We start from the raw sequence: 18,097 nt of genomic DNA, 5'->3' as shown, positions 1-18,097 counted from the left end.
ATGTGATTTGAGCGCAGCTTAGCAAAAAATCGAACGATCGTTCAGAAATTTCCCTTGCCGCATCCGGGCGCGTCCCGGACAATGCGGAAAATTCTAATGCAGCAATCCGTCATACCAATAAGCAAACGCCCCTAACTGTCCCCAAAGCAGCGAAGAGACACTTATGAACCAGCAGCAGCTCCTCGAACAATACGGCCCGCGAGAGTCCATGGAGTATGACGTCGTGATCGTCGGCGGTGGCCCCGCCGGCCTGGCGACAGCGATTCGCATCAAACAACTGGCTGCCGAGACGGGCAAGGACGTGTCCGTCGTCGTGCTGGAAAAGGGTTCCGAGCCGGGTGCGCACATCCTTTCGGGCGCGGTGATGGACCCACGCGCCATCAACGAACTCCTTCCCAACTGGAAAGCCGACGGCGCCCCGCTCAACCAGGCGGTCACGGGCGACGACGTGCTTTTCCTGAGCGAGACCGGCTCCAAGCGTACGCCCGACTGGCTCGTGCCGCGCAACTTCCACAATGACGGCTGCTACGTGGTCTCGCTGTCGAACGTGGTGAAGTGGATGGCCACGCAGGCCGAGGCGCTGGGCGTGGAAATTTTCCCGGGCTTTGCCGCAGCCGAAGTGCTGTATGACGACAAGGGCGCCGTGCGCGGCGTTGCCACCGGCAACATGGGCATCGGCAAGGACGGCGAGCCCACCGAGAACTTCCAACTCGGCATGGAGCTCCTCGGCAAGTACACCATCTTCGCGGAAGGCGCGCGCGGCCATCTGGGCCGCCAATTGCTGGAGAAATTCAAGCTCAACGCCGGCAAAGACCCGCAGACCTTCGCCATCGGCATCAAGGAACTCTGGGAAATCGACCCGGCCAAGGCCAAGCCAGGCCTCGTGGTGCACACCGCTGGCTGGCCGATGGAAGACGACACCTTCGGCGGCGGCTTCCTGTATCACCTGGAAGACAACAAGGTCACGCTCGGCTTCGTGATCGGGCTGGACTACAAGAACCCGTGGATGAGCCCCTTCGAAGAGATGCAGCGCTGGAAGGCTCACCCGGCCATCCGCGCGCACATCGAAGGCGGCAAGCGCATCGGCTACGGCGCGCGCGCCATCAACAACGGCACGCCGCAAGCGCTGCCGAAAACGGTGTTCCCGGGTGGTGCACTGGTCGGTTGCGATGCTGGCTACCTGAACGCGGCGCGCATCAAGGGCAGCCACGCGGCCATCAAGAGCGGCATGATGTGCGGTGAAGCCGTGTTCGAAGCCGTGACGGCCGGCCGTTCCTCTGACGAGCTGTCCGCCTACCCCGCCGCCTTCGAACAGAGCTGGCTGAAGGAAGAGCTGGACCAGTCGCGCAATTTCAAGCTGTGGTTCAAGAAGAGCCCGACGCTGGGCAAGATCATGACCGGCATCGAACAGTGGCTGCTGCCCAAGATTGGCGTGAGCAACCCGCCCTGGACGCTGCACGGCACGAAGTCGGACAACCAGTCGCTCAAGCCGGCATCGGAATGCCCGAAGATCGAGTATCCGAAGCCGGACGGCAAGATCACGTTCGACCGCCTGTCGTCGGTGTTCATTTCGAACACGAACCACGAAGAGAATCAGCCGGCGCACCTGACGCTGAAGGATCCGACCGTTCCGACGCGCATCAACCTGGCCCAGTTTGCCGGCCCCGAGCAGCGCTACTGCCCCGCAGGCGTGTACGAATTCGTCAAGAACGACGAAGGCACCGAGCGCCTGCAGATCAACGCGCAGAACTGCGTGCACTGCAAGACCTGCGACATCAAGGACCCGACGCAGAACATCGTGTGGGTCACGCCGGAAGGCGGTGGCGGACCGAACTACGTCGGCATGTAAGCAGCGGGCGACCGCCCAACAAAAAAGACGGCTTCAAGCCGTCTTTTTTGTTGCCTGAGCGAATCGATTCAGGGAGCTTTTGCCGAAATCGCCGGCGTCTCGACCGACACGTCGCCGCATTGCGCACGATGGCGCAGCGCATGGTCAATCAGCACGAGTGCCAGCAGCGCCTCGGCGATCGGCGTAGCACGAATGCCGACGCACGGGTCATGGCGTCCGAACGTTTCTACCACCGCCGGATCACCCGCCTTGTCGATCGAACGGCGCGGCGTACGGATGCTCGACGTCGGCTTGATCGCCAGCGACACCGAGATGTCCTGGCCCGTCGAAATCCCGCCCAGGATGCCGCCCGCGTTGTTGCCGACGAAGCCCTCCGGCGTCAGTTCGTCGCCATGCTCGGAGCCGCGCTGGCTGACCGCGTGGAAGCCTGCGCCGATCTCAACGCCCTTCACCGCATTCAGGCCCATCATGGCGTGGGCGATGTCGGCGTCCAGGCGGTCGAACAGCGGCTCCCCCCAACCGACGGGCACGCCCGTGGCCACCACTTCAATGCGCGCGCCGACGGAATCGCCGTCCTTGCGCAGTGCATCCATGTAGGTTTCCAGCTCGGGAACGATCTCGGCATTCGGCGCGAAGAACGGGTTGTTCGGCACTTCGTTCCAGTCCATGAACGGGATGTGGATATCGCCGAGTTGCGACATGAAGCCGTGGATTTCAACGCCGAACTTCTCGCGCAGCCACTTCTTGGCGACGGCGCCTGCAGCCACCGTCGGCGCCGTCAAGCGTGCGGAAGAACGGCCGCCGCCGCGCGGATCGCGGATGCCGTATTTGTGCCAGTAGGTGTAATCGGCGTGGCCGGGACGGAAGGTCTCGGCGATGTTGCTGTAATCCTTGCTGCGCTGGTCGGTATTGCGGATCAGCAGGCAGATCGGGGTGCCCGTCGTCTTGCCTTCGTACACGCCGGAGAGGATCTCGACGAGGTCCTCCTCCTTGCGCTGCGTAACGTGGCGCGAGGTGCCGGGCTTGCGGCGGTCCAGATCGGGCTGAATGTCTTCTGCCGACAGCGTCATGCCGGGCGGGCAGCCGTCGATGACAGCGCCAATGGCCGGGCCATGCGACTCGCCGAAGGTGGTGACGGAAAACAGCAGGCCCAGGGTATTGCCAGACATGATCGTGCTCAGGAAGGCGCCGCGACGGCCGCGGCGCGAAACATCAGGAAAACGCTATTGTAAGGCCGATCTATCGGTCCTTTGGTCAGCCGCCGATACCCAGCAGCTCGACCTCGAAGTTCAGCGTCGAATTGGGCGGAATGGTGCCCGGAACGCCGCGCTCGCCGTAAGCGGTGGCCGCCGGGCAGGTCAGCTTGGCCTTGCCGCCCACCTGCATCTTTTGTACGCCTTCGGTCCAGCACGGAATCACGCGATTGAGCGGAAACGAAATCGGCTGGCCGCGCTTGTAGGAGCTGTCGAATTCCTTGCCGTCAGTCAGTGTGCCGCGGTAGTGCACCTTGACCGTGTCGCTGGCCTTGGGCGACGGGCCGGTGCCCTTGGTCAGCGTCTGGACGATCACACCGGAGGGCAGCGTCTCGGAAGCCGGCGATGCGGCTTGCGCGCTAACGGCAGCCAGGGCAAGCAACGAAGCACACAGCAGCGGGGAAACGTGTTTCATGGCAGGTAACGGGAGAGTTGGAGGTCAGAAAAATGCATGAAGGCCGATTGCGGGCCGACCGGCAGTGTATCGAAGTCCGGAGGCCCGCCACGCGCTAGAGCCGCTCGCCGCGCAGCGCCAGCACGGCGGCCTGCATCGTTTCCGGCGACACGGCGTGCGCCGGCACGGGCGTGCCGATGCACAGCTCCAGCTTGTTGAGGAAGCCGCGACGGAACGGGCGCGACATCGCCGCCCCGCCCTTGCGCGAGAAAAAGCTGCCCCAGAGGCCACGTAGCGCCATCGGCACCACCGGTACGGGCGTGCGTTCGATGATGCGGCGCATGCCGTCCTTGAACGGGTTCATCTCGCCCGTGGCAGTGATCTTGCCTTCGGGGAAGATGCAGACGACCTCGCCTTCTGCCAGCGCGGCGGCAATCGTGTCGTAGGCGCGCTTGAGCATCTCCGGGTCTTCATGCATCGGCGCAATCGGAATCGCCTTGACCGTGCGGAAGAACCACGAGAGCAGCGGCACCTTGAAGATGCGGTGATCCATCACAAAACGCACGGGGCGGCGCACGAACGCACCCACCACCACGGCATCGACAAAGCTGACGTGGTTGCAGACCAGCAGGCATGGGCCTTCATCGGGAATCTGCTCCGAGCCCTCCACCTTCACGCGGTAAACGGTATGGATCAACAGCCACATCACGAACCGGATCAGGAATTCGGGCACCAGCGTGTAGATGTAGATCGCCACCACGGCGTTGAGGATGCCGGTGACCAGAAACAGCTGCGGGATCGTGAACCCGGCACGCGTGAGCACCATCGCCAGCACGGCAGAAGCAATCATGAACAGCGCGTTCAGGATGTTGTTGGCGGCAATGATGCGCGCGCGGTGCGTCGGCTCGCAGCGGCTCTGGATCAACGCGTACAACGGCACGCTGTAGAAACCGCCGAACATCGCCAGCAGGAACAGATCGGCCAGCACGCGCCAATGGCGGTGGTTTTGCAGGAAGCCTGAAATGCCCGTCAGCACGTCGTGCGCGACCAATGCCTCGACATGCGAAGCAAAGTACAGGTCGACCGCAAACACCGTCATGCCGATCGAGCCAAACGGCACCAGGCCGATCTCCACCGTGCGGCCCGAGAGCTTTTCGCAGAGCACCGAGCCCAAGCCGATGCCGACCGAAAACACGGCCAGCAGCAGCGTCACGACATTCTGATCGCCGCCGAGCACGTTGCGCGCGAAGGCAAAGAACGACGTCAGGAACGTCGCCCCCACAAACCACAGCCATGAGATGCCCAGCAGGCTCAGGAAGACCGCGCGCTGGTTGCTCGCCAGCTTCAGGTTCCGCCAGGTCTCGGAAATGGGGTTCCAGTTGATGCGCAGGTCCGGCTGCGACGCCGGCGACACCGGCACACCACGCGCCGTCAGCCACCCGGCCACGGCAATGACAATGCACGCAATACCGGTGAACAGCGGGCCGATCAGCTCGCCGTTGCGGGTGTAATTGGCCAGTTCGCCGCCGCCAATGGTGCCGATCAGGATGGCAACGAAGGTGCCCATTTCCACCAGCCCGTTACCGCCGACCAGCTCCGCCGACTGCAGGTGCTGCGGCAGATAGGCGTACTTCACAGGCCCAAACAGCGTCGAGTGCACGCCCATCAAGAACGTGCACAGGTACAGCAGTTCAACATGGCGCAGCGCGAAACCCGCACAGCCGATCGCCATGATGGCGATTTCCAACGTCTTCACCAGACGGATCAGCCGCGCCTTGTCCATGCGGTCGGCAATCTGCCCGCTGGTGGCAGACAGCAGCACAAACGGCGCGATGAAGATCGCAGAAATCAGGAATGCCGCTGAAGCCGGGTCCGCATTGCCGAACAACGCAGCGTGGTAGGTGACCAACGACGAAAACGCCACCTTAAAGACGTTGTCGTTCATCGCGCCCAGAAACTGGGTCCAGAAGAACGGTGCAAAGCGACGCTGCTTCAGCAGGGAAAACTGGCTCGATTGGCTCATCGGCAGGCGGTTTCGGGGTTCAACAAAAAACCCGCTCGCAACGGCGGGCGGGTTTCAGGAGTGCGGTAAGGAGATCGCGCAGATCAGTCTTCGTTGGCCTTTTCTTCGGGCCAGTCGCGAATGTACGCCTTGAGCATCTTGTTCTCGAAACTTTGGTCTTCCAGCACGGCCTTGGCCACGTCGTAGAAGGAAATCACGCCCATCAGCGTGCGGCTGTCGAGCACCGGCAGGTAGCGCACATGGTGCTCCAGCATGATGCGGCGCACTTCGTTGACTTCGGTTTCAGGCGTGCAGGTGACGGGATGATCGTCCATCACCTTGCGGATGGTCGTGCCGTCGCCCACGGAACCGTGGTTTTTGGCGACGACCTTGATGATTTCCCGGAAGGTCAGCATGCCGACCAGCTCACCGTACTCCATGACCACAAGCGAGCCGATGTCTTTTTCCGCCATCGTCTGCACGGCCACCTGGAGCTTCGTTTCAGGCGCCACGGTGTAGAGCGTGTTGCCCTTCACGTGGAGAATGTCGCTGACTTTCATATTGCGTCTCCCAGAGTTCGGGGTGCCGGTCTGCCGGGGGAGCGACCGCGCGCGGGTTGTGGTTATGGTTGTGCTTCGATCCTAGCCCAAACCGGATCGCTTCGACAAGCATGCAGCGCAGAAAAAACCTGTCAGAAACCGCGCCGGCTCGGCGTTTGCCCGGAATGCGCTGCAACAGGCAGCAGTGCTAGCATGCCCGGTCCAAACCTGTTCCCGCGCCCTTTCCGGGTGCCTGAATCCATGTCCAAAGCCCGCTTCGACACGCTGGCCCTGCATGCCGGCGCCGCGCCCGACCCGGCCACCGGCGCGCGCGCCACGCCCATTCACCTGAGCACGTCCTTTGTGTTCCGCGACAGCGAACATGCGGCGTCATTGTTCAATATGGAACGCGCGGGCCACGTCTACTCGCGCATCTCCAACCCGACCGTCGCCGTGTTCGAAGAGCGCATGGCGGCGCTGGAAAACGGCGTAGGGTCCATCGCCACCGCTTCGGGGCAGGCGGCGCTGCATCTGGCCATCGTCACGCTGATGGGTGCCGGCTCGCACATCGTCGCCTCTTCGGCGCTGTATGGCGGCTCGCACAACCTGCTGCACTACACGCTGCGCCGCTTCGGTATCGAGACGACCTTCGTCAAGCCCGGCGACATCGATGGCTGGCGCGCTGCCATCCGCCCGAACACCCGGCTGCTGTTTGGCGAGACGCTCGGCAACCCGGGGCTGGATGTGCTGGACATTCCGACCATCGCTTCGATTGCGCATGACGCAGGCGTGCCGCTGCTGGTCGATTCGACCTTCACCACGCCTTGGCTGCTGCAGCCGTTCGCGCACGGCGCAGATCTCGTCTATCACTCGGCCACCAAGTTCCTGGGCGGGCATGGCACGACCATCGGCGGCGTGCTTGTCGACGGCGGCACGTTCGACTACGTCGCCGCCGGCAAGCACCCCGAGCTGACGGAGCCGTACGCCGGTTTCCACGACATGGTGTTTGCCGAGGAGAGCACCGTCGCGCCCTTCCTGTTGCGCGCTCGCCGCGAAGGCCTGCGCGACTTTGGTGCCTGCATGAACCCGATGGCCGCATGGCAACTGCTGCAAGGCATCGAGACCCTGCCGCTGCGCATGGCGCGGCACGTGGACAACGCCCGCCGCGTCGTCGCCTTCCTGGCAAGCCATCCGATGGTGGCGTCGGTCGCCTATCCGGAGCTGGAATCGCACCCCGATCACGCGTTGGCCAGGCGCCTGCTGCCGCGGGGTTGCGGTGCCGTGTTCAGCTTTGATCTGCGCGGCGATCGGCGCGCCGGCCAGCAGTTCATTGAATCGCTCGGCCTGTTCTCGCACCTTGCCAACGTGGGCGATGCACGCTCGCTGGTCATCCACCCCGCATCGACGACGCACTTCCGTATGGACGCCGACGCGCTGGCTGCAGCCGGCATCAGCGAAGGCACGATCCGCCTTTCCATCGGCCTGGAAGACGCCGACGACCTGATCGACGATCTCAAACGCGGCCTGAAAGCCGCCGAGCGCGCGATGTCCGCCGCGCCCGGCAAAGCCGCCAACACAACCGGAGCCCGCTGATGGAATGGACCGTACAAGGCGAGCGCGCCTACGCCTACGCCTACACCGGCGGCAAGCCGTTCAACGCCGAATTGCCGTGCGTCGTATTTGTGCATGGCGCGCAGAATGACCACTCCGTCTGGGGCCTGCAGACGCGCTGGTTTGCGCACCACGGTTTCAGCGTGCTGGCGGTCGATTTGCCCGGGCACGGCCGCAGCGCCGGCGCCCCGCTGCAGACGGTGGAAGCCATGGCCGATTGGGTGATGGCGCTGGTGCACACAGCGGGCGTCACGCAGCCGGTGATTGTGGTCGGGCACAGCATGGGTTCGCTGATTGCACTGGAGTGCGCGTCGAGGTACGCGAATCGCGTTCGCCGCATCGCGCTGGTCGCGACGGCCTGGCCGATGAAGGTGTCGGATGCGCTGCTCGACGCCGCGCTCAACAACACACCGGCCGCCATCGACATGGTGAATGCCTGGTCGCATTCCAGTCTGGCGAACAAGCCGTCATCGCCGGGCCCGGGCTTCTGGATGCACGGTGGCAGCCAGCGGTTGATGGAGCGTGTCGCGCGCGGTACCGACGCACCCGTCTTCCACACAGACTTTGCCGCCTGCAACGCCTATGCGCGCGGCGCCGAAGCCATGGCCGCGGTGAAGTGCCCGTCACTCGTGATCGTCGGTGAGAAAGACCAGATGACCCCAGCGAAAGCGGGCCGTCAGGTCGCGGCCGGACTGGCCGGCAGCCGCGTCGTGGGCCTGCCGGGCGGGCACGCGATCATGGGAGAATGCCCCGACGGCACACTCGACGTGCTGATTGCGTTTGCGCGCGAACGAGACCCGGTCGCCGCATAAGTCGCCTCCTGGAGACGCATCATGGCCACCACCGACACCCGCCACTTCAGCAACTTCGCCGAGTTCTATCCGTACTACTTGAGCGAGCACCAGGACCGCACCTGCCGACGCCTGCATTTTGCCGGCTCGACGGTGGCGCTGGCATGCCTGCTTCTGCTGGTCTTCACGGGCAACCTGTGGTGGTTGCTGGGGGCGGCCGTGAGCGGTTACGCGTTCGCGTGGGTCGGGCACTTCGGGTTCGAGAAGAACCGGCCCGCCACCTTCCGCCACCCCTTCTACAGCCTGATGGGCGACTGGGTGATGTACCGCGACATCTGGACGGGCAAGATACCGTTCTGAAACATCAGGCGCTGGCGTTGGCAGCGGCGGGCATTGCAGAAGCCGGCACCGGTGCCGCAGCAGCCTGCACGGCCGCCGCCACGCCGCGCTCGCCAGTCGTGAAAATGCTCTCGAGCGTGGCATCGAGCGAGGGATTCTGCAACTGGCTAACCAGCGCGTGCGTGTCACCCAGATGGCGAGCCAGCGCGGTGCGCGGCAAGCGCGGCAAATTCAGCACCAGCTTTTCATAAAGCGGCCGCAGCGTGGTCGTGTGCGCATCGCACAGCAACGCCCAGTGAGCCTCACCGCGATCCTGCTGCAGCTTGCCGATCAGGTGCAGCGCCTTCAGCTTGGTCAGCAGGTCGACGAGGTAATCGGCTTCCAATTGCAGGCGCCGGCCGATATCGCGTTCGGCCACCGTACGCGGCGCCTGTTCGCGTGCGCGATACAGCAGCAACAGGACACCGAGCGCATCAAAGAACTCGCTGCCCGGAAATGTACGCCGCTGCCAATAGCCCTGGCGGATGATCGGCAGCGTCGACGCGATGGTCGCGCCAAGCAGGGTCACCAGCCAGCTCACGTAGATCCACGTCAGGAAGATCGGCAGCGTGGCAAACGCGCCATAGACGGCCGTGTAAGTCGGGATGTGGGCGACGTAAGCGCCAAAGACGCGCTTGGCGATTTCGAATGCCCCGGCCGCAATCAGGCCAGCAATGAACGCATCGCGCCGCTCCACGTTGGTATTCGGCACGAACACGTAAAGCATCGCAAACGCAATCGCCGACAGCAGAATCGGGATCAAGCTCACGATCACGCCGAGGCCGAACGGCAGCTTGTGCACATAGCCCGCCGAGATCGACACGAGGTACGAACTGACCGACAGGCTCGCGCCAATCAGCACCGGCGCGAACGTCATCAGCGCCCAGAACACCAGAACGCGCTGGGCCAGCGGCCGGCGATGACGCACGCGCCAGATGGCGTTCAATGCGTTTTCGACGGTGAGCATTGTCATCACCGACGTCACCACCAGGCCGATCAGGCCCGCTGCCGTCAGCCCCTTGGCGTTGCTGGAGAACTGGTTGAGATACGTCAGGATCGGCCGGCTGATGCTGCCCGGCACGAGGTTGCTGAACATGTAGCCTTCGATGTCCGCCCGGAAGCTCTTGAACATCGGGAATGCCGTGAACAGCGCAAACGCCACCGTCAGGATCGGGACTAGCGACAGCACCGTCGTGAAGGTCAGGCTGCCGGCCACTTGTGGCAGGCGGTCTTCGCCGGCGCGGCGCAAGGCGTAACGCGCCAGCGCACGCAGCTTGGCGGCATTCCATTTGCGAAGCGCACGGGTGTCAAAAAGCATGAAAAATAAGGCGGGACGCGGGGTTGGGGGGCGCAACTATAATACCGCGACGCTCTCCACGCTTTGTTATGAAAGATATCCTGGTCTTGTACTACAGCCGTCACGGCAGCACACGCGCATTGGCCGAAGCCATTGCGCAAGGCATTGAAAGTGTCGACGGCGCCCAGGCGCGGGTGCGCACCGTGCCGGCCGTCTCCACCGTCTGCGAAGCCACGCAGCCCGACGTGCCCGACGGTGGACCGCCCTACGTGGAGGTGCGCGACCTTGAAGAATGCGTGGGCCTGGCGCTGGGCTCGCCGACGCGCTTTGGCAACATGGCCGCACCGCTCAAGTACTTCCTGGATGGCACCACGCCGCAATGGCTGGCGGGCGCTCTGGCCGGCAAGCCGGCATGTGTGTTCACCTCCACGGGCAGCATGCACGGCGGGCAGGAAACCACCCTGCTTTCGATGATGCTGCCGCTGCTGCACCACGGCATGGTCGTCCTTGGCCTGCCGTATCAGCACAGCGAACTGCTTTCGACCGATGCCGGCGGCACGCCATACGGGCCGTCACACGTTGCGCATCGCGGCGATACGGCCCCGCTCACCGCTCACGAACGCACGCTCGCCACAGCCATGGGCCGGCGGCTGGCGCAGACCGCTATCAAGCTCGCCGCATGACTTCCGCCAACAACGTCGTCACCGAATCGCGGGCGCTGGCGCTGCTCAGTGCAGCCAGCCTCGTCGCATTGATCATTCTGTGTGCCGCGTGGGAGCTGTGGCTCGCGCCCGTGCGCCCGGGAGGCTCGTGGCTGGCGCTCAAGGCGCTGCTGCTGGCGTGGCCGCTGCCCGGCGTGCTGCGCAGGAATCGCTACACGATGCAATGGGCGTCGATGTTCATCCTGCTGTTCTTTACCGAAGGCATCGTGCGGGCAACATCGGACGTTGGGCTCTCGCGCTCGCTCGCATGGGGCGAGGTGGTGCTCAGCGTGGTGTTTTTCTCGGCGACCATCTTCTACCTGCGTCCATTCAAGCGTGCGGCCAAAGCCCGCGCCAGCCAGAGCACCTGACCCGCCATGACTCACGATGCCTTCTTGCAAGCCTGCGTTGATGCCATCGGTGCAACGCACGTCCTGACCGCACCGGAAGACCAGGCGCCTTACCTCACCGATTGGCGCAAGCGTTTCTCGGGCCGTGCACGCGCAGTATTGCGCCCCGCCAGCGCTGACGAGGTGGCTGCGCTCGTGCGCCTGTGCGGCGAACATGGCGTGCCGATGGTTCCGCAAGGCGGCAACACCGGCTTGTGCGGCGGCGCCACGCCCGACATGGAAGGCAGCGCGGTGGTGATCTCGTTGCAGCGCATGCAGCGCGTGCGCGCCGTCGATCCGATCAACAACACCATCACCGTGGATGCCGGCTGCATCCTTGCCAACGTGCAGCAGGCCGCCGCCGATGCCGACCGCCTCTTCCCGCTGAGCCTCGCTGCGGAGGGCAGTTGCACGATCGGCGGCAACCTTGCCACCAACGCCGGCGGCACCGCCGTCCTGCGCTACGGCAATGCGCGCGAGCTTTGCCTGGGCATCGAAGCGGTCCTGCCCAACGGCGAACTGTGGAACGGCCTGCGCGGCCTGCGCAAGGACAACACCGGCTACGACCTGCGTGACCTGCTGATCGGCGCGGAAGGCACGCTCGGCATCATCACCGGCGCGATGCTGAAGCTGTTTCCGCAACCGCGCGCCAAGGTGACGGCACTGGCGGCGCTGCAATCGCCGCGTCAGGCGCTTGAGTTTCTATCGCTGGCGCAAGGCCACGCAGGGACGCTGCTGACGGGCTTCGAGCTGATGTCGGCGTTTTGCCTGGAACTGGTGCGCAAGCATTACCCGCAGTTGCGCGTGCCGTTCACGCAGGCATATCCCCAATACGTGCTGCTGGAATTGTCCGATCTGGAAAGCGAAGAACACGCGCGCAGGCTGTTCGAAACGCTCATGGAGGAAGCGCTCGCGCGGGGCGTGATCGACGATGCGGCGGTAGCGGAATCGGTGGCCCAGTCGCGCGACTTCTGGAGCCTGCGCGAACATATTCCGTTGGCCCAGGCCGATGAAGGCAAGAACATCAAGCACGATATCGCCGTGCCCATCTCGCGCATTGCCGACTTCATTGACGTCACCGACCGCGCGCTGGCCGCCGCCTACCCCGACATCCGCATGGTGACGTTCGGCCACCTTGGCGATGGCAACCTGCACTACAACGTGTCGCCGCCGGAAGGCCATGCGCACGACGCGTTCCTCGCCAACCAGGACGGCGTCAACCGCATCGTGCACGACAGCGTGCATGCGCACGGCGGCTCGATCTCAGCCGAACACGGCATCGGCCAGCTCAAGCGCGAAGACAACGCGCGCTACAAGAGCCCGGTTGAACTGGCGGCGATGCGCGCGATCAAGCAGGCGCTGGACCCGCGCGGCCTGATGAATCCGGGGAAGGTGCTGTAAAGCGGCGAGCCGGCCTTGCGTCAGCCGAACAGCTTCAGCGTGTAATTCGCCACCGCGAAGAGGACCGTCGCGGCCAGCAGCCACAGCAGCATGCGCGGCACGCCGCTGGGCGGCAGGCGATGATCGCCGGCGTTGGAACGATCGCCGATGCGCCCGCTCTGGGCGCTACGGATGTAAGAGGTGCGTGACGACCCTGCCGGGCGTCGTGCGTGACGTGTGCTCATTCTGATTTCCTCCCTGCCCCATGGCTAGCGCATCGCCCGGCCCCCTGCAGCCATGGCAAAACGCAGCAGCCCCATGGATCGCTCCATGGCTGCCCAAACAAGACTCCCTCATTTCCCGTCTGGTCGGAACCGAAAAGGCTTCGTCACGCCCGTTTGGCGTGCGTAGGCACGGTGTTCCGCGTCATTGCGCGGAATTTCGAATGGAACGTTATTGTTGTGTGGCACTACCCGACGCCACGAAATGTACCAAAAATCCCCCCAATTGGGGGGTACGCATTTTGGGTATATGACCTTTCGGATGATGCGCAGGAACGACGCTTGCGGGCTCGATTAGGGCAAACCCCGAATTCGACCCATGTATGGAGGCAGCCCATGCCCGCTTCGCCCGATCTGACCAAGCGCGCCCACATCACGCCACCGCAGCCGCCCGAACAGCCCCCGCACCCGCCGCCGGAAATGCCGCCGCCCGATGAACCGGCCCACGACCCGGTGCACGACCCCGAACCACAAACGCCTCCAATCGAACTGCCACCCGGGGAGCTACCGCCGGAAATCCCGCCCCAGCATTAGCGCGGCGCAACATCCCATCTGTTAGAATCGCGGCCTCCCAGGCACCGGAGGCCGCACGTTTTTGGTATGCCTGGGCGGCCCTGCACATCTGCATATCTGCCCATAGCTCAGTTGGATAGAGCATCGGCCTTCTAAGCCGACGGTCGGGGGTTCGAATCCCTCTGGGCAGGCCAAAAACACCTTTGTGGATGAAGCAGCTGCGTTAAGCGTCACTGCGGCGGTTTAACAAGTGAGCGCGGGAAAGTGTGACCAAAGTTCATCCTTGGCACGTTTTCCACGATCTCGCTTGACCATCAACGCCACTGCTCCCCCTGCTCGCCCCACAGATTAGTCTCCTTGCCAGCTATCGCTAAGGGCTTGTTGGCTGCGAAGTCGGCGCGCTTTCAAGAACGATCTCCACGCGTCGGTTCAACGCCCTACCCGCGACGGTGCGATTATCTCCAACGGGATCTTTCACGCCACGGCCAATGATGGACAAGCGGTCCGAAGCGATCCCGCGCTCTTGCAAATGCCGCGCGACCCCCGCGGCGCGTGCGGTTGACAGCGCGAGGTTCGACTCCATGCGATCGCGCGGTCCGGGGGCATCGTCGGTATGCCCAAGAACGGTAATCTTGCCGCGCGTGTCCGCAAGCGCAGTAGCGAGCCGGTCGAGCTGACGCGCGAGCATCGGCATAAGGTCGGCTCGCCCGGAGGCGAAACCTTCGTCGCTATTGAAGGCGAGATAGATCCGATCCTCTTTTGTGCTGATGCCGACCGGGGCCGTCCCGGTCTCCTGGGCCAACGCGCGCGCAATGCGATCCGCCAACGTCTCACGCTGCTTGGCTAATTGCGCGGACAGTGCCTCCACCTTCGCAACCAGCGCTTGATTGTGTTGATGCTGGCGGCGGAGCATAAACGTCATGCCGAGCACGATCCCTGTCACGATGAGCCCGATGACGACAACAACTATAGGCAGCCAAGACCGTTCCGGAGGCGCTTCTCGCAGAAACACCACTTCAGGTAGAGGTTTGTTGACGGGCCCGGGCCATTCCGGTATCCAACGTTCATGGGTGATGTGGGGAATGTCCGCCGTCGTGGATGCGAGCTGGCGGCGCGCTGGCAGCGCGATCTTCGGTAATGGCAAGCCGCGCTCATCACGAAGGCCGCGCTCCGTCAGCTCGGCAATCACTTCCAGCGCGTTTGCGCTGGCGTTCGGTGTTTGCTGGAGTTTTTCGATCCATCCACGGCAGTGTTGACCGCAGGCGTTTTCGTAGTAGAACTCCGCGAGCAATCCATGTTGGAGCCAGACGCCACGCAGGCTGTTCGTGCGACCGCGCACTTGGCTCCCAGCTTGGTCGATGGCGGCGCAAAAGCAGTAATGCACCGCCTCGATGCTGTCGGCATGGATTGCTGCTGCCAGGGAGGCCTTCTTGAAGGTCCTCAACCGTGTGCGGGCCTCCGATCGGAGGGCATCCAGCCGCGCCGCCGACTCCAGCTCAGGCGACAGCTCAGCCAGCAACCAAAACAGCGGTTGGGCGAGGCGAAGGATGTGGTTCTTCGACTGTGACCGGTGATCCATCACCCCGACCTCCCCGGACACTGAAAGCCCTGCAGCAACCCAGTCGTCCACGGATTGGCCTGACTGCCGGTGTTGACATCAAGTTTTGCCTTACGCCCGTCGAAATCGTACTCAGCCACAAAGTGGCTGGGCGACGCCGAGTTGTCCAGCTTGCCCTTGGCAATCACGCGCATCATGGCCCACGGGCCGTTGGCGATGAGCGAGGACGTCTCGGGCCGAACACGCGGGTTGGCCGCGATTTCCACGCCCTGCCCGCCACGCGGCCCCGGCCACGTCACCTTGAGCGGAATCACTGGGCCGTGGACGTAGCGTTGGCTCTGGCCGTCGAAGTCCATCGTCAGCTCTACGATTTCCGGGTCCAGTTCGACCACCTTCAAATCGACTTTCCACGCCATCTTCTTGGCACCAGGGTCGCGAAAAAACATCTCGCGGATTTCCCTGGCGCGTTGGAACGGAACAAGGCTGGGGCCGGCAACCGGAGGTACATCCGGAGCAGTCAGTTTGTAGCGCCATGGCGAAATGGTGGTGTCCACATGCGGCGCCAAGACCTTCTGGAAAAAGTCATCCAGCACACCGCCGCTGGCGAAGACACGCGCAAAGTCTTCTGTGTCCACGTCCTGGTTCGACGTCGGCGTGAAGGGGTATTTGCCGTCGATGGCGCTGCGGCAGCTCTCGCCGATGACCGCATTCATCTGCCCGATCGAGCAGTTGCTTGAGCGCATCGACCTTGCCGGCCACGGCAGCGGGCGAGAAGTCTTCGATGCTCTCGAAGGTCATGTCGACCATCAATTGGCCTTCGCCCGTGAGCGTGTTGTTCACGGCAAACGCTACGCGCGGCTTCATCGCTTTTGGTTTGAGGCCCATGAGCCGAGCAGCCCTGTGGCGCTTCTGCTCAAGCAAGCCGAACGACTGACCGGCAAGCGCTTTGATGAGGTGTTTCAGGCGATTCCGGCGGAGCTTGTTGAACGCTGGATGCGGGAGCACTGAAGAGCCCCACGTTCAGCCGCGATACAGCCACCTGTCAGGCGCGCCACCCCAGCCCTCACTCCCCCTGCCCCCCATCCCGCACCGGCAGCGCTGTCGAATACTTGATCTGCTCCATCGAAAACGATGAACTCACATCCGACAGCGGCACGGACTTGATGAGGTGCTTGTACACGCGGTCGTAGTCTTCGATGCCGGCTACCGCAACGCGCAGCAGATAGTCCATCTCGCCGCTCATGCGGTAGACCTCCACCACTTCGGGCATATCGCGCACCACCTGCGTGAAACGCTGCGCCCATTTCTCGGTGTGTTGATCGGTGCGGACGGCCACGAACACCGTGGTGCCGACGCCCAGCTTGCGCGCGTCGCACAGCGCCACCTGGGCGCGGATGACGCCCGTGTCCTTGAGCCGCTGCACCCGCTTCCAGCACGGCGTTTGCGAGAGATTCACGCGCTGCGCTAGCTCTGCGATGGGCAGCGTCGCATCGGCCTGCAACAGCCTCAGTAGTTCGCGGTCAATGGCGTCCATTTCGGCATAGGAAGTTATTTCTATAGATGCCGAATTTTAGGGAATATTTCCCGTCACATCGAGGTTTTCCCAGGAAACTTTGAATTATTTTTCTGGGCTGTCCGCCGTATCATTTTCGCTGCCTCCACCGCAGCACAGAAACGAAATGAGCGACAGCAACACCCTGCACTATCTCGACTACGCAGCCACCACGCCGGCCGACCCGCGCGTGATTGCAGCCATGACCGCCTGCCTTGGCATGGAAGGCGCCTTCGGCAACCCGGCGTCGAGTTCGCATGCGACCGGCCGCGTCGCGCGAAACAAGGTCGAGCAAGCGCGCGAGCAAGTCGCCGCGCTCATCGGCGCCGATGCCGACGAGATCATCTGGACGTCGGGCGCCACCGAATCCAACAACCTCGCGCTGAAGGGCTACGCAGACGCCGCCACCGGCAAGCGCCACCTCATCACCAGCCGCATCGAACACAAGGCCATTCTCGACACGATGGCGAACCTGTCGACGCGCGGCTGTTCGGTGACGTATCTCTCGCCGACTCGCGACGGCGAAATGACGCCTGAAGCCGTCGCCACTGCCATGACGCCCGACACCGGGCTCGTCTCGCTCATGCTGGTGAACAACGAGCTGGGCACGCTGACCGACGTTGGCGCGATCGCGCAAATCGTGCATGCCGCCGGCGCGCTGTTCCACGTCGACGCCGCACAGGCACTCGGCAAGACGCCGATCGATGTGCGCGCGCTCGGCATCGACATGCTCTCGATGTCCGCGCACAAGGTCTATGGCCCCAAGGGAATCGGCGCACTGTATGTCCGCCGCGACATCGCCTCGCGCATTGCGCCGCAAATCCACGGCGGCGGCCACGAGCGTGGTTTGCGCTCGGGCACGCTGGCGACGCATCAGATTGTCGGGATGGGCGTGGCGTGCGAATTGGCTGCGGCAGAACTGGAGCACGAAACCGCCCGCATTGCTGCGCTGAGCCAGCGGCTGAAGACAGCGGTGCTCGCTCTCGGCGACGTGGTGCAGAACGCCGATGTGGCACGACGCATTCCGCACACCCTCAGCCTCACGGTCAACGCGCCCGGCTTCATGCCGATGATGCTGGGCGACGACCTCGCCGTGTCGTCCACCTCGGCGTGCAACTCTGCCGCGGGCACGCCCTCGCACGTGCTGACGGCCATCGGCCTGGATGCCGATGCCGCAGGCCGCACCGTCCGCATCAGCCTGGGCCGCTTTGCGACCGAGCAAGATGTCGACTTTGCCGCTGCATGCTTCCAGCGCGCGATCGAGCAGTGCCGCGCCACGGCATCGAGCGGGTTGACTGCATCGCGGCAAATCATGCCGGCCGATCTGAAGGCCATCCGCAATGCAGGCTTCCGCTCGGTCATCTGCAACCGCCCGGATGGCGAAAGCAGCGACCAGCCCGCCTTCGAGGACATTGCCGCTGCTGCGCGTGAACTTGGCCTGGAAGCGCGCTACCTGCCCGTCGAGCCGAACGGCATTGGCGATGCAGACGTTGCTGCATTCGGCGCATTGGTCGACACGCTGCCCAAGCCCATCCTCGCGTATTGCAGAAGCGGCAACCGGGCCGGCATGCTGTGGAACCGTCTGATGGAACAGCGCAAGGGCTGAGCC

General features: G+C 63.8%; 17 protein-coding genes, 1 tRNA gene and 1 pseudogene. 9 read left to right on the top strand and 10 right to left on the bottom strand.

The features are described 5' to 3' along the window. The first annotated feature begins 163 nt into the window (after positions 1-163). On the top strand, positions 164-1,849 hold the full coding sequence (locus FUT88_RS07975; RefSeq protein WP_147214518.1) for an electron transfer flavoprotein-ubiquinone oxidoreductase: 1,686 nt from the start codon (positions 164-166) through the stop codon (positions 1,847-1,849). 68 nt (positions 1,850-1,917) lie between these two features. Here the strand turns inward: FUT88_RS07975 and aroC are convergent, their stop codons facing one another. The 4 genes from aroC to FUT88_RS07955 form a co-directional block, all read right to left on the bottom strand. Then, positions 1,918-3,018: a chorismate synthase gene (gene aroC, locus FUT88_RS07970; protein ID WP_147214517.1), complete on the bottom strand. Its 1,101-nt coding sequence runs from the start codon at positions 3,016-3,018 to the stop codon at positions 1,918-1,920. An 85-nt stretch (positions 3,019-3,103) separates the two neighbouring features. Then, positions 3,104-3,517: an FKBP-type peptidyl-prolyl cis-trans isomerase gene (locus FUT88_RS07965; RefSeq protein ID WP_027681217.1), complete on the bottom strand. Its 414-nt coding sequence runs from the start codon at positions 3,515-3,517 to the stop codon at positions 3,104-3,106. 94 nt (positions 3,518-3,611) lie between these two features. Continuing rightward, positions 3,612-5,519, bottom strand: coding sequence for an MFS transporter (locus FUT88_RS07960; protein ID WP_147214516.1), 1,908 nt, complete (start codon positions 5,517-5,519; stop codon positions 3,612-3,614). Positions 5,520-5,602: 83 nt separating this feature from the next. Beyond that, positions 5,603-6,058, bottom strand: a complete 456-nt coding sequence (locus tag FUT88_RS07955; protein ID WP_009240853.1) for a CBS domain-containing protein — start codon at positions 6,056-6,058, stop codon at positions 5,603-5,605. Between the two features lie 240 nt (positions 6,059-6,298). Here FUT88_RS07955 and FUT88_RS07950 point away from each other — a divergent pair, with 240 nt between their 5' ends. Genes FUT88_RS07950 through FUT88_RS07940 form a run of 3 tightly spaced genes read left to right on the top strand, consistent with a single transcriptional unit; the run spans position 6,299 to position 8,799 of the window. Beyond that, complete coding sequence (locus FUT88_RS07950) at positions 6,299-7,630, top strand: O-acetylhomoserine aminocarboxypropyltransferase (protein WP_147214515.1); 1,332 nt, start codon at positions 6,299-6,301, stop codon at positions 7,628-7,630. Further along, positions 7,630-8,460, top strand: coding sequence for an alpha/beta fold hydrolase (locus FUT88_RS07945; protein WP_147214514.1), 831 nt, complete (start codon positions 7,630-7,632; stop codon positions 8,458-8,460). The genes FUT88_RS07950 and FUT88_RS07945 overlap by 1 nt, the downstream gene beginning before the upstream one ends. A 21-nt stretch (positions 8,461-8,481) precedes the next feature. After that, the gene (locus tag FUT88_RS07940) at positions 8,482-8,799 is read left to right on the top strand and encodes an Mpo1-like protein (protein ID WP_147214513.1); all 318 of its coding nucleotides are present in this window, start codon (positions 8,482-8,484) and stop codon (positions 8,797-8,799) included. Positions 8,800-8,803: 4 nt separating this feature from the next. On the opposite strand, the gene FUT88_RS07935 is transcribed toward FUT88_RS07940, so the two are convergent. After that, positions 8,804-10,135: a YihY family inner membrane protein gene (locus FUT88_RS07935; protein ID WP_147214512.1), complete on the bottom strand. Its 1,332-nt coding sequence runs from the start codon at positions 10,133-10,135 to the stop codon at positions 8,804-8,806. Positions 10,136-10,203: 68 nt separating this feature from the next. On the opposite strand from FUT88_RS07935, the gene wrbA reads away from it, so the two are divergent. The 3 genes from wrbA to FUT88_RS07920 are packed head-to-tail and all read left to right on the top strand — an operon-like array spanning position 10,204 to position 12,605. Continuing rightward, positions 10,204-10,797 (top strand): NAD(P)H:quinone oxidoreductase, encoded by a 594-nt coding sequence (gene wrbA / locus FUT88_RS07930; RefSeq protein ID WP_147214511.1) that lies wholly within the window; start codon positions 10,204-10,206, stop codon positions 10,795-10,797. After that, entirely contained in the window at positions 10,794-11,186 is a 393-nt protein-coding gene (locus FUT88_RS07925) for a DUF2069 domain-containing protein (protein WP_147214510.1), read from the top strand. Before wrbA ends, FUT88_RS07925 begins: the two co-directional genes overlap by 4 nt. Positions 11,187-11,192: 6 nt before the next feature. Next, positions 11,193-12,605, top strand: coding sequence for an FAD-binding oxidoreductase (locus tag FUT88_RS07920; RefSeq protein ID WP_147214509.1), 1,413 nt, complete (start codon positions 11,193-11,195; stop codon positions 12,603-12,605). 20 nt (positions 12,606-12,625) lie between these two features. On the opposite strand, the gene FUT88_RS07915 is transcribed toward FUT88_RS07920, so the two are convergent. Further along, complete coding sequence (locus FUT88_RS07915; RefSeq protein ID WP_147214508.1) at positions 12,626-12,829, bottom strand: hypothetical protein; 204 nt, start codon at positions 12,827-12,829, stop codon at positions 12,626-12,628. A 666-nt stretch (positions 12,830-13,495) separates the two neighbouring features. Here FUT88_RS07915 and FUT88_RS07905 point away from each other — a divergent pair. Beyond that, positions 13,496-13,572: transfer RNA gene (locus tag FUT88_RS07905), tRNA-Arg, on the top strand. A 176-nt stretch (positions 13,573-13,748) separates the two neighbouring features. Here the strand turns inward: FUT88_RS07905 and FUT88_RS07900 are convergent. From FUT88_RS07900 to FUT88_RS07880, 4 genes and pseudogenes are all read right to left on the bottom strand, one after another. After that, complete coding sequence (locus FUT88_RS07900) at positions 13,749-15,008, bottom strand: DotU family type IV/VI secretion system protein (RefSeq protein ID WP_147214507.1); 1,260 nt, start codon at positions 15,006-15,008, stop codon at positions 13,749-13,751. After that, positions 14,957-15,649, bottom strand: coding sequence for a type VI secretion IcmF C-terminal domain-containing protein (locus FUT88_RS07895; RefSeq protein ID WP_261797071.1), 693 nt, complete (start codon positions 15,647-15,649; stop codon positions 14,957-14,959). The genes FUT88_RS07900 and FUT88_RS07895 overlap by 52 nt, the downstream gene beginning before the upstream one ends. 7 nt (positions 15,650-15,656) lie before the next feature. Beyond that, positions 15,657-15,806 (bottom strand): annotated as a pseudogene (locus FUT88_RS07890) (type VI secretion system contractile sheath small subunit); the annotation flags it as partial. A gap of 193 nt (positions 15,807-15,999) precedes the next feature. Next, positions 16,000-16,470 (bottom strand): Lrp/AsnC family transcriptional regulator, encoded by a 471-nt coding sequence (locus FUT88_RS07880; protein ID WP_147214506.1) that lies wholly within the window; start codon positions 16,468-16,470, stop codon positions 16,000-16,002. A gap of 145 nt (positions 16,471-16,615) precedes the next feature. Here FUT88_RS07880 and FUT88_RS07875 point away from each other — a divergent pair, with 145 nt between their 5' ends. After that, positions 16,616-18,094 carry an aminotransferase class V-fold PLP-dependent enzyme gene (locus FUT88_RS07875; RefSeq protein ID WP_147214505.1) on the top strand — a complete coding sequence of 493 codons (1,479 nt, stop codon included), beginning with the start codon at positions 16,616-16,618 and terminating at the stop codon, positions 18,092-18,094. The last annotated feature ends 3 nt before the right edge of the window (positions 18,095-18,097 follow it).

This window comes from Ralstonia sp. TCR112, assembly GCF_007997035.1.
Classification (GTDB): Bacteria; Pseudomonadota; Gammaproteobacteria; order Burkholderiales; family Burkholderiaceae; genus Ralstonia; species Ralstonia edaphi.
Note: the sequence above shows the minus strand (reverse complement) of the source record. Positions and strands in the feature narration are given on the sequence as shown.

What these genes read in the sequence shown, in the direction of transcription:
- FUT88_RS07925 (WP_147214510.1), top strand. Translation starts at nt 10,794, where the DNA reads ATGACTTCCGCCAACAACGTCGTCACCGAATCGCGGGCGCTGGCGCTG.
- FUT88_RS07945 (WP_147214514.1), top strand. Translation starts at nt 7,630, where the DNA reads ATGGAATGGACCGTACAAGGCGAGCGCGCCTACGCCTACGCCTACACC.
- FUT88_RS07920 (WP_147214509.1), top strand. Translation starts at nt 11,193, where the DNA reads ATGACTCACGATGCCTTCTTGCAAGCCTGCGTTGATGCCATCGGTGCA.
- FUT88_RS07955 (WP_009240853.1), bottom strand. Translation starts at nt 6,058, where the DNA reads ATGAAAGTCAGCGACATTCTCCACGTGAAGGGCAACACGCTCTACACC.
- FUT88_RS07880 (WP_147214506.1), bottom strand. Translation starts at nt 16,470, where the DNA reads ATGGACGCCATTGACCGCGAACTACTGAGGCTGTTGCAGGCCGATGCG.
- FUT88_RS07940 (WP_147214513.1), top strand. Translation starts at nt 8,482, where the DNA reads ATGGCCACCACCGACACCCGCCACTTCAGCAACTTCGCCGAGTTCTAT.
- FUT88_RS07975 (WP_147214518.1), top strand. Translation starts at nt 164, where the DNA reads ATGAACCAGCAGCAGCTCCTCGAACAATACGGCCCGCGAGAGTCCATG.
- FUT88_RS07965 (WP_027681217.1), bottom strand. Translation starts at nt 3,517, where the DNA reads ATGAAACACGTTTCCCCGCTGCTGTGTGCTTCGTTGCTTGCCCTGGCT.
- FUT88_RS07935 (WP_147214512.1), bottom strand. Translation starts at nt 10,135, where the DNA reads ATGCTTTTTGACACCCGTGCGCTTCGCAAATGGAATGCCGCCAAGCTG.
- FUT88_RS07895 (WP_261797071.1), bottom strand. Translation starts at nt 15,649, where the DNA reads ATGAATGCGGTCATCGGCGAGAGCTGCCGCAGCGCCATCGACGGCAAA.
- aroC (WP_147214517.1), bottom strand. Translation starts at nt 3,018, where the DNA reads ATGTCTGGCAATACCCTGGGCCTGCTGTTTTCCGTCACCACCTTCGGC.
- FUT88_RS07960 (WP_147214516.1), bottom strand. Translation starts at nt 5,519, where the DNA reads ATGAGCCAATCGAGCCAGTTTTCCCTGCTGAAGCAGCGTCGCTTTGCA.
- FUT88_RS07915 (WP_147214508.1), bottom strand. Translation starts at nt 12,829, where the DNA reads ATGAGCACACGTCACGCACGACGCCCGGCAGGGTCGTCACGCACCTCT.
- FUT88_RS07950 (WP_147214515.1), top strand. Translation starts at nt 6,299, where the DNA reads ATGTCCAAAGCCCGCTTCGACACGCTGGCCCTGCATGCCGGCGCCGCG.
- wrbA (WP_147214511.1), top strand. Translation starts at nt 10,204, where the DNA reads ATGAAAGATATCCTGGTCTTGTACTACAGCCGTCACGGCAGCACACGC.
- FUT88_RS07875 (WP_147214505.1), top strand. Translation starts at nt 16,616, where the DNA reads ATGAGCGACAGCAACACCCTGCACTATCTCGACTACGCAGCCACCACG.